The organism is Thalassotalea insulae, from assembly GCF_030161395.1.
Lineage (GTDB): Bacteria > Pseudomonadota > Gammaproteobacteria > Enterobacterales > Alteromonadaceae > Thalassotalea_E > Thalassotalea_E insulae.
The window spans coordinates 4,078,632-4,092,797 of sequence record NZ_BSST01000001.1 but is presented as its reverse complement, the minus strand read 5'-3'; the positions used below and the strand labels follow the sequence as shown (position 1 = coordinate 4,092,797).

The following is a 14,166-nucleotide window of genomic DNA, read 5'->3' as shown; positions in this document are numbered from 1 at the left end:
GGTTAGTTCCTTTGCTTAGCGATCATTCACTAATAAAGGTAATAATATCATGTTAAAAAAATCATTAGTCGCAATCGCTGTTTTAATGAGTACGTCTGTATTGGCTGACAAGCCAGCAAATTTTAAAGTGAATACCAATAAATTGGCTGGTCCACTTAAAATTGTTGGTGGTGAAGAAGTTAAACCTCATGCTTTACCTTATCAAGCTTCGATACAGGACTTGAACGGTTCACATTTCTGTGGCGGTTCAATCGTCGGTCAAGATTTGATCTTAACAGCTGCCCACTGTATGGAAGGCGTTAATGGTGAATCACCTAACATTCAGGTACGAGTAGGCGCCCACAGCTTAACGGATGGTTCTGGCCAGGCAATAAAAGTTGCCAAGACGTATACCAATCAGGAATATCCTAACCTTTCAAAAGATGTTGCCATCTTAAAGTTAGAGCAGGAAATTACCGATCCAAATACCGCTATTATTAAACTTGCCGATCAATCGTTCTTTAATGCAAATATTAAAGAAAAAGCACCGTTAACCGTATCCGGCTGGGGCACTTTAACCTCAGGTGGCAGTATGCCCGATAAATTAATGGCAGTATCTGTGCCGTTTGTAACGAATGAAGTATGTAATAGCGCAGAAGCTTACAGCGGACAAATTCAGGATACTGAAATTTGTGCTGGCTATAAAGAAGGCGGTAAAGATTCCTGTCAAGGAGACAGTGGTGGCCCATTAATGTTTGCTAAAAATAATGAATTTTATCAAGTTGGTGTGGTTAGCTGGGGCGACGGTTGTGCCGCAGCAAACAAATACGGTGTTTACGGCAATGTCGCAGCACTTAAAGATTGGATTGACAGCGCTATGGCAGGCAATGAACCTGCATCTGGTTTAGCCGGTGACAGTGGTGACTATGGAGATGGTGACGGCGGTGAGTACGGCGAAGAAAGCTATATCGCATTTCAAGATAAAATCAACTATTCAATCGACGATGAAGCCTTGTCTTTCTCTATGGAAGTGCCTGAAGGTATTAACGTGATTTACATCGCAACTAAAGGCGGCGAAGGTGATGTTGATATTTCAGCAGAATACTTAGCTGAATACATCGAAGGTGAAGAAGACGGTAGTTATGAAGATGAGTATCTTGAGTTTGACTTCGAAGATTTTAGTGATTTCTACTCGTCAGAAAACATTGGCAATGACGAAATGATCATTATTGAACGTCCACAAGCGGGAGAATGGGTAATTTCATTCAGTGACTTTACTAACTTCAGTGATGTTGAGCTAACGGTATTTGCTCACTAACCAATACCTAATAATCACCCTTAGCAATAAAACCTGCTCTAACCAAGCAGGTTTTTGTATATCATAAGATATAAAAAATTAGAAATACAACAGGCAAGTTTATATCGATAAGCTAGGCTTCAACTCATCATTCATTTATCAATACAAGAAAATACCAAACAATTGAAGAAAGCTATTAATCATTAATTGAGAATAGTAAATGGTACCCGGGGCCGGACTTGAACCGGCACGCTGTTACCAGCGAGGGATTTTAAATCCCTTGTGTCTACCAATTCCACCACCCGGGCATAAGGGAAGTTTTTTATAGTAGGTATTGGTTTGACCTACTCTCTCATTAACTTTCCAATGAGAAATTGGAGCGGCTAACGAGACTCGAACTCGTGACATTCACGTTGGCAACGTGATGCTCTACCAACTGAGCTACAGCCGCTTTATAAGTTTCACATCCATCATCAGGATGGCGGTAGTAAGTAACGAGACTCACTCTCTGTACCTAAGTGACATTCACATTAAACAATGTTCAGCCAACTGAGCTACAGCCGCTTTAAATAATATATTATGAAAATTGGAGCGGCTAACGAGACTCGAACTCGTGACATTCACGTTGGCAACGTGATGCTCTACCAACTGAGCTACAGCCGCTTATTGTTTTCATAAACCTGAAGAGTTTTCAGGTCGCGCATTCTAGCGCATTGTTTTTTCTAATTCAACATTCAACTCTAGCGGATGAAATGGTACCCGGGGCCGGACTTGAACCGGCACGCTGTTACCAGCGAGGGATTTTAAATCCCTTGTGTCTACCAATTCCACCACCCGGGCAGTATGGAGGCGGGTCCCGGAGTCGAACCGAGGTCCACGGATTTGCAATCCGCTGCATAGCCACTCTGCCAACCCGCCGTTTCATCAACTACGAGCTGAGTAGTATTCCTTAGAATTTTCTCTAAAAGAGAAGTTGGAGCGGCTAACGAGACTCGAACTCGTGACATTCACGTTGGCAACGTGATGCTCTACCAACTGAGCTACAGCCGCTTCATCTGCTGACTCCCTGTCAACTGGTGGTGCATTCTACATTGAAATATTTACGAGTCAACAATTTAATTTCATTTTTATTTCAAGTGGTCAAAAACCGTCTAAAATGATGATTTTTTAACTGACAACAAGCTGTTTCGCTTGGTTTTTAACCATAAATTTTAGCCTTTTAACTCCGGCCATGCTGCTCTGAAATACACTACCATGGTCCAAACGGTTAAAATAGTGGCAATAAAATAAAAGGCATAGGCAGCAAACATTAAAATTTCATACGGGAAGTTAAACAATATCAACGGAATGTCATAATTTGGCTGCCAGATTAATCCCATAATACTTAACATTTGCGCTGCTGTTTTATACTTGCCTAGCTGGGACACCGCGACGATATCGCGTTTACCTTTTGATGACATAAACTCCCGCAATGCACTGATAAAAATTTCCCGCGCTATCATTACCATCGCAGGTACCACAATATACCAATGCTGAAAATCCACCGCGATCATGATTAACGCTGCTGCTACCATGAGCTTATCAGCCACGGGGTCGATAAAGGCCCCAAAAGAGGATGACTGATTTAATCGCCTTGCCAAATAACCATCTAACGCATCGCTAATCGATGCTAGCCAAAATACCGCAAAAGCGCCGAAATGATTCCAAGAGATAGGGAGATAAAAAACAATAATAAAAATTGGGATTAAAATTATTCTAAATAAAGTAATTTGATTTGGGATAGTCCACATACATTTCACACTTTAGTATTTATACATCGTAGCAGTTCGTCATTAACAGCGGTGAGACCAGTAAAGTACAGCACACGATATAATTATTATTCTGCCATTCTACACAGATATGCAATTATTTGTCATGTAAGGCGTCATAAATAATCTGCGCTAATGAATCACTGATCCCCGGAACTTTAGCTAATGATGTCACATCTGCTTTTACAACTTCCTGTAAGCCACCTAAATACTTTAACAATGCCTGACGCTTCTTCGCACCAATCCCTGGAATTTCTTCTAACGTCGACTTCTTGCTGGCTTTTTGTCGCTTAGCACGGTGACCAGTAATAGCAAAACGATGTGATTCATCTCGGATATGCTGTACTAAATGTAATGCCGGTGAACTACCAGGCAAAGAAATCAATTGATGGCTACCCGCCAAGATTAAGGTTTCCAGCCCGGGTTTTCGAGATTCACCTTTTGCCACCCCAACCAGTAAAGGTGTTGTCGCTAAATCCAGTTCAGCGAAAAATTGTTCTGCTTTGGCTAACTGCCCTTTACCACCATCAATAAAAACGATATCTGGCATTTTATCTGTTGATGTTACTTTGCCATAGCGTTTATTTAACGCGAACGCCATCGCGGCATAATCATCGCCCGGCGTGATACCATGAACGTTATAGCGACGATAATCGCTCTTTAACGGCCCTTCCTGGTTAAATACCACGTTAGATGCAATCGTTTGTTGCCCCATAGTATGGCTAATATCAAAACATTCAATACGATTAATGCCGTTATCTAATTCAAATACTTCGTTTAGCGCAGCAAAACGCGCCTGCATCGATTCTTTATGGCTGTTCTTGGTTGTCAGTGCCGTCTCAGCATTTGTGTTCGCTAATTTGATATACTGAGCACGTTCTGATCGAACATTATAAGAGACTTTAACCTCGTGCTGAGCATGCTCCGATAAGAGCTGTTCGATGTCTTTAACATTTTCGAGTTTATATGGCAGCACCAGCTCTTTCGGTACTTTGCCGGTTTTTAAATCAAAACCAAAATAGTGCTGCTCAATAAATGCCTGCAACACTTCCTGATCACTGGTATCGAGAGGAATAGTAGGAAAATAACTCTTACTACCTAAAATTTTATGGTCGCGAATAAATAATAAATGCAAACACACTTGGGATTTATGACGATAAAAACCAACTACATCCATCTCTGCTGCGATACCACTAACAAACTGTTGCTGTTGGACCTTACGCAAAGTAGCAATTTGATCGCGATATTTCGCTGCCTGCTCAAATGCAAGTTCCGTACTTGCTGCTTCCATTTTTGCAACCAGCTGATCGATAACTTCTGAATTTTTGCCTTTTAAAAACAGTTTCGCCAGCCCTACCTGCTGCTGATAGTCTTGCTGAGATATTTTATCAACACAAGGCGCAGAGCAGCGTCCAAGCTGGTACTGTAAACAAGGTCGACTGCGGGCGCGATAATAACTGTCTTCACATTGACGGATAGGAAACAGTTTTTGCATCAGCCTCAGACTTTCCCAAACCGCACCAACCGTAGGATAAGGTCCGAAATAATCCCCTTTGACTTTTTTACCACCACGATGCAAACCTAACTTAGGATGTTTATGATCAGTGATTAGCAAATAAGGATAGGATTTATCGTCACGCAGTAAAATATTGTACTTCGGCTGATATTTCTTAATATAGTTGTTTTCAAGGAGCAGCGCTTCCCCTTCCGTATGCGTAACAGTAACGTCAATCGCAGCAATTTGTTTTACTAACGCTTTAGTTTTATTACTGCCAACATCTTTACGAAAGTAACTTGCTAAGCGCTTTTTCAGCTGCTTAGCTTTACCAACGTAAATAACGGTTTGCTGGCCGTCATACATACGATAAACCCCTGCTTGCTGAGAAACAGAGGCGAGAAATGCTTGATGATCAAAAGGTGTGCTTGAAGAAGACAACGCTGATAAATATTTTACAATTTTTCTGTTTTTAACATACCATGACGAATTGCCAAATGAGTCAGTTCAACGTCATTGCTAACGCCAAGTTTTTCAAACATACGGTAGCGGTAGCTATTAATAGTTTTAGTGCTTAATACTAATTGTTCTGAGATATTAGGTACCTTTTCACCACGAGTGATCATTAACATGATTTGCAGTTCGCGCTCTGATAGCACATTAAACGGGTTCTCTTCCGCAGATTTAAACTGGCTTAACGCCATTTGCTGGGCAATTTCCGGTGTTAAGTAACGCTGACCACTATTTACTGCACGAATGGCATTGACCATTTCATCTGGCCCTGCACCTTTGGTTAAATAACCGGCAGCACCAATTTGCATCACTTTGGTCGGAATAGGGTCTTCACAATAGACGGTTAATACAATGACTTTAACATCAGGGGCATAACGGATAATTTTTTTCGTAGCTTCCAGACCGCCAATACCTGGCATATTCATATCCATTAGTACGACATCAGGTTCAGTTTTACGACAAAACTGAACCGCTTCTTCTCCTGTTTGAGCTTCACCAATAACCTTAAGCCCTTTGACTTCGTCCAGTATCTTCCTAATACCAGTGCGAACTAACTCATGGTCATCTACTAACAAAACATTTATCAACGGAGTGTTACCTTATACTTTATCTATTTAACAACATATAGATCATGATGACTGATAAGAATAATGGCATTTCCAGCGGAACACAATCTAATTTCAGCAAAAGCTAATATATTTACTTAATAATCGTCATTTTACAGCTCATGCTTTTTTAACCAGCTATTAAGTAAGCCAATTTGGCCATTTTTATAGGCGGCAAATGTTAATCTAACCGCATTACTGAGTATAATACTATCATTCCAACCGGTCTGCTCGGCAATCATTTGGTAGCATTTTTTTGCTTCTGGTGATAAATAACCACGCATTTCTTGCTTACCTTTCTCTTTTTGCCTTTCTCGATATCTTTTTTGTTTCTCTGCATTGGTCAATGCTTTTTTCTTTTTATCTTTCAATTCATTAGCTAACATATCTGCAATCATTAATTGGTTACGTATAACCGTATTTTACGTATAAATAGTGATAGTCACAAATAATTAATGAAAATATTTAACTGTTCAGAGTTGTTTAGTGTACAGGTGTTCGCTAAAGTAGCGCCTTTCAATTAAGTAACTAGAGTAATATTTTCCCATGGAACAAAAGAATTCATTTTCTAAAGAAGATTTGATCTTGGCTGGTACCACAGATTTTTTTGGTGAAGGCAACAGCAAACTTCCTTCTGACAACATGTTAATGATGGACCGCATCAACTTAATCACCGAACAAGGTGGTTTATTTGATAAGGGCGAAATCATTGCTGAATTGGATATTACTCCTGATTTATGGTTTTTTGATTGTCATTTTAAAGGCGACCCGGTAATGCCAGGTTGTTTAGGTCTTGATGCCATGTGGCAGCTGGTTGGCTTTTTCCTAGCATGGGCGGGAGGTCCAGGTAAAGGACGCGCATTAGGTGTTGGTGAAGTAAAATTTACCGGACAAATATTACCGACATCAAAAAAGGTAACCTATAAAATTGACTTAAAACGTGTGATCAAGCGTAAGTTATTTATGGGGATTGCCGATGGCACAGTCAGTGTTGACGGCAAAGAGATTTATAGCGCAAAAGATCTTAAAGTTGGTTTATTTACTGATACCTCTTCATTTTAATAATGAATCAACTTTTGGCCGTTGATAATCACTATTAACGGCCTTTTGATTTTCCGCGCTCATTATTTCCCTCATGTATTTTCCTGAAAAAGCCCCTCTCTGAACTTAATATCGCTAATAGCTTAGCTAAAACTATCCAAAAAATAGCCGAACCGCTTAGCTATGCCTATAGTTAACCTAGGAAGATAAAACAATAACTCCAAGTCTATAACTTACAGGGAACTACCATGACGGAATTAGCGCCACCTGATTATTCAACCCTGCTGGTAGAGCAATGGTCTGAAACGCTAAATTTAATCGCTAAGATTTTACATGTACCAACAGCTTTGATCATGAAACTTGAGAATAATCAGATCAAAGTGTTTGCTAAGAATATGGATAGGCACAATCCATATCAAATCAATGATAGTGAAATATTTGATGGGTCTGGTTTATATTGTGAACATGTCGTCAAAAGCCAGAAGATGCTGGAAGTTAATAATGCGCTAACAGACCCTGACTGGAATGATAACCCTGATATCAAACTCAATATGATTTATTACCTTGGTTTGCCGTTAAATTATAGCGATGGCACTCCATTTGGCACTATTTGCGTACTAGACAGTAACGCAAGAACCGCCAAAGACGAATACAAAGCATTATTGGCGCATATTAAATCCAATATGGAAGAACAATTACACGCTTATGAGCTGCAACAACGCTTATTTGAAAAGAAAAACCTTAAGCATATTGAAAACCTGATCTGTGCAATGGCTCATGAACTCAACACGCCAACAGGTGTGTCAATTACCGCCGTTAGCGTTATTACCAGTCAATTGAACGAGCTAAAAAAACGATTTGAACAACAAACATTATCCAAAAATCAGTTTCTTGAATTTGTTCAGCAAACAGAGCAATGCACTGCGTTATTAGATTCAAATTTGGCCAAAACCTCGACCCTGATCGAGCGATTTCGTGATATCTCTGAGCAATTGTCACTGAATAGGGTTGCAGTAAACTTACAACAGTTTTTTACCGATATGGAAAAAAGTTATCACCGCGCTTATCATGAAAAAGTTGGCTTTCACATCACCATTGCACCCGATATTAAATTTGTCACTATCCCGATGCTACTACAAAGCGTTATTGCCCAGCTAGTAGAGAACGCTATTGAACATGCTTTTACTGATGATAGTAAAGATAATAAGGTGCTGATCAGCGCTAACGTCATTTCTGATGAAGTTATACTTACCGTTGAAGATAATGGTATTGGCTTTCAGTTAAATGATCCCAATGAGGTATTTTCACCAGGTATTCGATCAGATAAAAGGCACAGCCATATCGGCCTTGGTCTGTGTATCGTGCAAAAAACGGTATTAGTGCAGTTAAAAGGTACAATCAAGCTCAAACCTAGCACCAATGGCAGTACCTTTGAGATCAGGTTGCCAAATTTAACACCAGCAAATTAACGCAACCCTTAATAATAAAAACACAGCTTAAGTAAGCTGTGTTTTCATCACCAATCTAAATGAATATTTACGTTAATTAACGAACATGTGCTAACGCTTGTGTCGCTAATTCGGTAATTTTACCCCAGTTCCTTTCTGCAACTATTTCATCGGACACTAACCATGAACCACCACAGCAAACTACGTTTTTTAACGCGAGATAGTTATTAATATTATTAAGGTTAATACCACCCGTTGGGCAGAAACGAATATCTGGAAATGGGCCACCAATCGACTGGATCGCTTTCACACCACCCGATGCTTCCGCAGGGAAGAATTTAAAGTGATCGTAACCATAATCAATACCGTCCATCAATTCAGATATCGACGAAATTCCAGGGATCAAAGCAACATCGCCTTCATTACCCGCTTGTAATAAATCTTTGGTTAACCCTGGACTGATGGCAAATTTAGCCCCAGCATCAGCAGAACGCTGTAATAATTCACGATTAGTCACCGTTCCAGCCCCTACTACCGCCTCTGGCATCGCTTTGGCAATCGTACTGATAACATCAAGTGCAGCTGGAGTACGCAAAGTAACTTCCAGTACTCTGACATCTGCGGCCAGTAACGCTTCTGCAATTGGCAATGCATCTTCAACGTCTTTAATTACTAAAACAGGAACTATTGGTCCCATCGCAAAAAGGTCTTTAGGCATAACTTGCCATTTTTTAGTTAGGGTCATAATTCCTCTTTATCCTAAATATTGAAGATTGTATTGGCGAAGGTAAGCTGAAGCTCCCAAAATACCAGGCTGAGATTCGATGATCACATAGGTTGGAATATTTTGGTTAAAGTCTTCGAAGCGTCCTTTACTTTCAAAACGACTTCTAAACTCACTTTGCGCTAAAAATTCGATAAATCGCGGCACAATACCGCCTGCGATATAAACACCGCCAAAACTTGCTAAAGTTAATGCCAAGTTACCAGCAAAACTGCCGAGAATACGACAAAATTGCGTTAACGTTTGCTGACATAACGGGCAATCATTGGTTAATGCTTTACTAGAAATTTCTTTCGCTGATAGCGGCGGCTGTTGAGCATTATTAATATGATTCAGTGCTTGATAAATTTGTTCTAACCCTAAACCTGATAATAATTGCTCATAAGAAACATGCTCATACTTGGTAAATAAAAATGCTAAGATTTCACTTTCTAATTGGTCGACCGGAGCAAAATCTACATGGCCGCCCTCTCCACCAAGCGCATGCCATTGGTCACCTATAGCGAGCGCATTTGCAACCCCTAAACCGGTACCTGGGCCACAAATGGAAATAGGCTTACCTTCAACCGCCGTACCGCCACCAATTTTCACTTTCTGCTCATCAGTTAAATGTGGGATAGCATGCGCAATCGCAGTGTAGTCATTGATCAACACTAGCTTATTAAGCTGTAATTCTTGTTTTAATGCAGATTGCGAGAACTCCCACGGCAAGTTCGTCATCGAAATCAGATCATTTTCCACCGGACAGGCAATAGCTAGACAGGCGTTAATCGTTTTTCCGGTTAATTCCATTTCACTGATATAGGTTTTAACCACATCAGATAAGCTGGCATAATCCGCACATTGATAAACCTTAATATTGGCCGCCACGTTGTCTTGGACGAAATAGCCAAGACGAATGTTAGTGCCGCCAATATCGGCTACTAAATTGTATATTTCATCCGACATTAGTCATTTTGCCCTTCAAACAATGAACATGCACCGGTATCGGCAGTACTTAAGTTACGTCGCATAAAGCCAAACAATTCACGTCCCATGCCCTGATGATGACCATTAACATTAAATTGCGAATTTTCTCGTTGCGCTAATTCTTGCTCACTGACCAATAAGGTTAACTCACCAGACTCACCATCGACCATGATCATATCGCCATTTTTTACTTTAGCGATCAAGCCACCGTCTAATGCTTCAGGACACAAATGAATTGCCGCTGGTACTTTACCTGAAGCCCCTGACATCCGACCATCAGTGACAAGCGCCACTTTAAAGCCTTTATCCTGGAGCACACCTAATGGCGGTGTTAATTTATGCAATTCAGGCATACCGCGTGCTTTCGGTCCTTGAAAACGAACTACAGCGACAAAGTCTTTTTCTAACTCACCTGCTTTAAAAGCCGTTTCTAATTCATGCTGATCTTCAAACACTACCGCTGGCGCCTTAATGACAAAACTCCCTTCACGCAATGAAGATGTTTTCAGTACCGAAGTACCTAAATTACCTTTAAGTACTTTTAAACCACCGTCAGCTTTAAATGGCTTAGCTGTTGTTGCAATAACCTCGGGATCGCCCGACACATCAACGCTATCAACCCATTGCAATTTACCATCAATAAGCTCAGGTTGTTTGGTATAACGGGATAAGCCAGGACCACAAATAGTATTAACATCCTGATGCAATAAACCTGCACCAATCAATTCTTTAAATAACAATGCCATGCCACCCGCTTGCTGAAAATGGTTAACATCAGCAGAACCATTCGGATAAATACGAGTGATTAGCGGTACAGCATTTGATAAATCATTAAAATCTTGGAAATTAATAATAATCCCTGCCGCTCTTGCGAACGCGATAATATGCATGGTTAAGTTAGTTGAACCACCGGTTGCCAGCAATGCAACTATGGCATTAACAATTGACTTTTCATCAATCATTTTACCAACGGGCATATAATTACCAGATTGCTGAGTCAATCGAGTAACCTGACGCGCTGCTGCTTTAGTTAACTCTTCCCGTAACTGAGTATTAGGTGGAACAAATGAAGCGCCTGGCAAATGCAAGCCCATCACTTCAACCACTAATTGGTTTGAATTAGCAGTACCAAAGAAGGTGCATGTTCCTGGTGCATGATAAGACGATGATTCAGCCTCCAACAACTTATCTTCACCAATTTCACCTTTAGCAAATTGCTGACGAACACGCGCTTTTTCTTTATTTGGAATACCTGATGGCATAGGTCCAGCGGGGATAAATACTGTTGGTAGATGACCAAAGGTCATAGTAGCAATCAATAAACCAGGGACAATTTTGTCACAAATACCTAACATCAAAGCGCCATCAAACATATTGTGTGACAATGCCACGGCACTCGACATCGCAATAACATCACGACTCATTAAGCTTAAATCCATGCCTGGTTGACCTTGAGTCACACCATCACACATCGCTGGGACGCCACCGGCAAACTGGGCTACACCACCCGTTTCTCTGACTGCTTCTTTAATAATTTCCGGATACGTTTCATAAGGCTGATGAGCCGATAACATGTCGTTATAAGCCGATACGATCGCAATATCTGAATGATTAATGCCACGTAAGACATCTTTATCTGATTTACCACAGGCGGCAAAGCCGTGGGCTAAATTACCGCATGACAAGTTTGCTCGGTGTACTGTTGTCGATTTCGCTGCATCTATTTTTGCTAAATAGGCTTGGCGCGAACCTTTACTACGCTCAACAATGCGCTGAGTGATCGATAAAATTTCTTTATTCATTTCAATAGCCATGAGTTACTCCGCCCAATAAACTTGGGTATCTATCGCTGGATCCTGTAAAAATGCCCGAATTGGCATAGCTCTGCTGTCATTACCTGCGATGGCTTGCTCAAGCACCGCGTGTTTATTGGTTCCACTGATATGTAAAAAGGTGTTTTTGCTTTGTTTAAGATAAGCAAAACTAAAGGTAATGCGCTGATATGGCGCTGTTTGTGGTACCACTTTTAATAATGGCGCAGTTGAAGACGATAACGCTTGAGCAATTTGCTCGCTGCAAGGGAACAATGAAGCAGTATGACCATCCTCTCCCATACCTAAAATCAAAACATCTAATGGTAATATCGACGACTTTGCTGCCAAGTTAAGATCCGCCAAGGTTTCATCTGTAAGTTCATCCCCTTGTTTGAGATGGAAGAACTTTGCATTAACCGCCTTATTTTGTAGCAAGTTTTCATGCACTAACCGAGTGTTACTATCATCACTGTCTATACCAACCCAACGTTCATCCGCTAAGGTAATCGTAATATCTTGCCATGGCAGATCTTTTTGTGACAACGCGTTAAAAAAGCCTTTAGGGGTTGAACCACCAGATACTGCAATACTGGCTTTGCCCTTTTGCTTTACCGCCTGAATTAACAACTGGGCAACGTTTTCAGCAAGCGCTTCATCTAATTCACTGCGCTGTGTAAATTCATTTAATTGATACATCTTATTCCACCCACTGGCGATCGTCGCGTGCAATTAATGAGATAGAAGCAACGGGCCCCCACGAACCAGCAGCATAGGGTTTTGGTGCTTCATTTGTTGCTTGCCACGCATCAATAATACTGTCAGCCCAAGTCCAGGCAGCTTCAACTTCGTCACGGCTCACGAATAATGATTGATTGCCGTTTATGACTTCCAACATTAAACGTTCATAAGCATCGACAACACGCTGATTGTCGTATGTTTCAGAAAAACTTAAATCCAGCTTGTTCTCGTGGATATTCATTTGATTAGCGATACCAGGGATCTTATTCATCATTTGCAACTCAACCCCCTCGTCTGGCTGCAAACGAATAGTCAGTTTATTTGCAGGTAAATCTGCATAACTGTCTTTAAAAATATTATGCGGTTGTTCTTTAAAATGAACGACTATTTCACTATGTTTTGCTGGCATACGTTTACCGGTACGCAGATAAAACGGCACTCCTTTCCAGCGCCAGTTATCGATTTCCGCTTTTATCGCGACAAAGGTTTCAGTGCGACTAGATTTATTCGCCCCTTCTTCATTTAAGTAACCAGGAACCGGGCTACCATTTAAGAAGCCATCAGCATATTGGCCACGGACGGTTTTATCTTTAACATTAGTGCGATCAATTGGTTTCAGCGCTTTCACCGCTTTTAATTTTTCTGCGCGGATACTTTCTGCGCTTAAATCTGCTGGCGGCTCCATTGCCAGTAACGAGAGAATTTGCAATAAATGATTTTGTACCATATCACGCATTTGTCCGGCATCATCATAAAAACCCCAGCGACCTTCAATGCCAACACTTTCAGCAACAGTAATCTGAATATGATCTATGCTGTTACGATCCCAGTTATTGGTCAGTAGTGAATTAGCAAAGCGTAATACTAATAAATTTAAAACGGTTTCTTTTCCAAGATAATGGTCAATACGATAAATTTGATTTTCGTTAAAATGACGAGATACCTGATCATTTATCACCTTAGACGACTCAAGGCAGTGACCAATGGGTTTTTCCATGACTACGCGATCTTTATCTGTGATTAATTTTGCTGCCTTTAAACCATCAGAGATATCGCCGTAAATTGCCGGTGGCGTTGAGAAATAGTAAACACGAGTACTATGGCCATCAGCTAAAATATCAGCGAGTTTTGCGTATGCTTTACCTTCTTTAAAATCCAGTTGTTGATAAACCAAGCGCGCAGTAAATCTTGCCAACGTTTCTTTATCTAGGCCTTCTTTAACAAAGCTCGTAAGATTTTCAACAACAAACTCCGTTAACTCCTTCGCATCCATTTCCTGACGGGCAACCGCCACGATTCGACTTTCCGGGTTCAATAGCCCGACCAGATCTAATTGATATAACGCAGGTAATAATTTTCGACGGGACAAATCACCAAGAGCGCCAAAAATGACGATTTCACTCGCAGACTGATAATCAGAGTTCTTCATAAAACCTATTCTCTTGTTTTAATTATTTCATTGTAACTAAACTACATTTACGCCTAATTTATCGCGTGTTGAACGCTCAGTAAAGCACTTTTTGTAATTTTACTACAAATTAATCCTACTGAGCGACTGAGACACTGACCTTATTATTTAAAGGCTAGATATAGTATTAAATATTTGCAAAAAATTGCCATTTTGATTTATATTGTCATAAAAAATGAAATAAACTTTCATTAATTCTGTTATTAA

12 protein-coding genes and 6 tRNA genes are annotated in these 14,166 nt (G+C 40.5%); 3 read left to right on the top strand and 15 right to left on the bottom strand.

The window, feature by feature from the left end:
- Positions 1-49: 49 nt before the first annotated feature.
- On the top strand, positions 50-1,297 hold the full coding sequence (locus QQK06_RS18385; RefSeq protein WP_284246267.1) for a serine protease: 1,248 nt from the start codon (positions 50-52) through the stop codon (positions 1,295-1,297).
- Between the two features lie 200 nt (positions 1,298-1,497).
- Here the strand turns inward: QQK06_RS18385 and QQK06_RS18380 are convergent.
- The 10 genes from QQK06_RS18380 to QQK06_RS18335 all read right to left on the bottom strand — a co-directional run bounded on the left by QQK06_RS18380 (position 1,498) and on the right by QQK06_RS18335 (position 6,095).
- A tRNA-Leu gene (locus tag QQK06_RS18380) sits at positions 1,498-1,584 on the bottom strand.
- A gap of 67 nt (positions 1,585-1,651) precedes the next feature.
- Positions 1,652-1,727 (bottom strand) — tRNA-Gly (locus QQK06_RS18375).
- Between the two features lie 136 nt (positions 1,728-1,863).
- Positions 1,864-1,939: transfer RNA gene (locus QQK06_RS18370), tRNA-Gly, on the bottom strand.
- 90 nt (positions 1,940-2,029) lie between these two features.
- Positions 2,030-2,116, bottom strand: a tRNA-Leu gene (locus QQK06_RS18365).
- A gap of 4 nt (positions 2,117-2,120) precedes the next feature.
- A tRNA-Cys gene (locus QQK06_RS18360) sits at positions 2,121-2,194 on the bottom strand.
- A gap of 56 nt (positions 2,195-2,250) precedes the next feature.
- A tRNA-Gly gene (locus QQK06_RS18355) sits at positions 2,251-2,326 on the bottom strand.
- 161 nt (positions 2,327-2,487) lie between these two features.
- Positions 2,488-3,066 (bottom strand): CDP-diacylglycerol--glycerol-3-phosphate 3-phosphatidyltransferase, encoded by a 579-nt coding sequence (pgsA, locus tag QQK06_RS18350; protein ID WP_284246266.1) that lies wholly within the window; start codon positions 3,064-3,066, stop codon positions 2,488-2,490.
- 115 nt (positions 3,067-3,181) lie between these two features.
- Positions 3,182-5,020 (bottom strand): excinuclease ABC subunit UvrC, encoded by a 1,839-nt coding sequence (gene uvrC, locus QQK06_RS18345; RefSeq protein ID WP_284246265.1) that lies wholly within the window; start codon positions 5,018-5,020, stop codon positions 3,182-3,184.
- Between the two features lie 14 nt (positions 5,021-5,034).
- Positions 5,035-5,679 carry a UvrY/SirA/GacA family response regulator transcription factor gene (gene uvrY / locus QQK06_RS18340; protein ID WP_284246263.1) on the bottom strand — a complete coding sequence of 215 codons (645 nt, stop codon included), beginning with the start codon at positions 5,677-5,679 and terminating at the stop codon, positions 5,035-5,037.
- Between the two features lie 131 nt (positions 5,680-5,810).
- The gene (locus tag QQK06_RS18335; protein ID WP_284246262.1) at positions 5,811-6,095 is read right to left on the bottom strand and encodes a RepB family protein; all 285 of its coding nucleotides are present in this window, start codon (positions 6,093-6,095) and stop codon (positions 5,811-5,813) included.
- Positions 6,096-6,243: 148 nt separating this feature from the next.
- Between QQK06_RS18335 and fabA the strand changes: the two genes are divergently transcribed.
- Both fabA and QQK06_RS18325 read left to right on the top strand, forming a co-directional pair.
- Positions 6,244-6,759, top strand: a complete 516-nt coding sequence (fabA, locus tag QQK06_RS18330) for a bifunctional 3-hydroxydecanoyl-ACP dehydratase/trans-2-decenoyl-ACP isomerase (RefSeq protein ID WP_284246261.1) — start codon at positions 6,244-6,246, stop codon at positions 6,757-6,759.
- Between the two features lie 227 nt (positions 6,760-6,986).
- Entirely contained in the window at positions 6,987-8,207 is a 1,221-nt protein-coding gene (locus QQK06_RS18325) for a GAF domain-containing sensor histidine kinase (RefSeq protein ID WP_284246260.1), read from the top strand.
- Between the two features lie 76 nt (positions 8,208-8,283).
- Here the strand turns inward: QQK06_RS18325 and QQK06_RS18320 are convergent, their stop codons facing one another.
- The 5 genes from QQK06_RS18320 to zwf are packed head-to-tail and all read right to left on the bottom strand — an operon-like array spanning position 8,284 to position 13,920.
- Positions 8,284-8,931, bottom strand: coding sequence for a bifunctional 4-hydroxy-2-oxoglutarate aldolase/2-dehydro-3-deoxy-phosphogluconate aldolase (locus tag QQK06_RS18320; RefSeq protein WP_284246259.1), 648 nt, complete (start codon positions 8,929-8,931; stop codon positions 8,284-8,286).
- Between the two features lie 9 nt (positions 8,932-8,940).
- Positions 8,941-9,918: a glucokinase gene (locus QQK06_RS18315; RefSeq protein ID WP_284246258.1), complete on the bottom strand. Its 978-nt coding sequence runs from the start codon at positions 9,916-9,918 to the stop codon at positions 8,941-8,943.
- Entirely contained in the window at positions 9,918-11,741 is a 1,824-nt protein-coding gene (gene edd, locus QQK06_RS18310) for a phosphogluconate dehydratase (protein WP_284246256.1), read from the bottom strand. Before edd ends, QQK06_RS18315 begins: the two co-directional genes overlap by 1 nt.
- A 15-nt stretch (positions 11,742-11,756) precedes the next feature.
- Positions 11,757-12,449, bottom strand: a complete 693-nt coding sequence (pgl, locus tag QQK06_RS18305) for a 6-phosphogluconolactonase (RefSeq protein ID WP_284246255.1) — start codon at positions 12,447-12,449, stop codon at positions 11,757-11,759.
- Position 12,450: 1 nt separating this feature from the next.
- Complete coding sequence (gene zwf, locus QQK06_RS18300; RefSeq protein ID WP_284246254.1) at positions 12,451-13,920, bottom strand: glucose-6-phosphate dehydrogenase; 1,470 nt, start codon at positions 13,918-13,920, stop codon at positions 12,451-12,453.
- Positions 13,921-14,166: the final 246 nt, after the last annotated feature.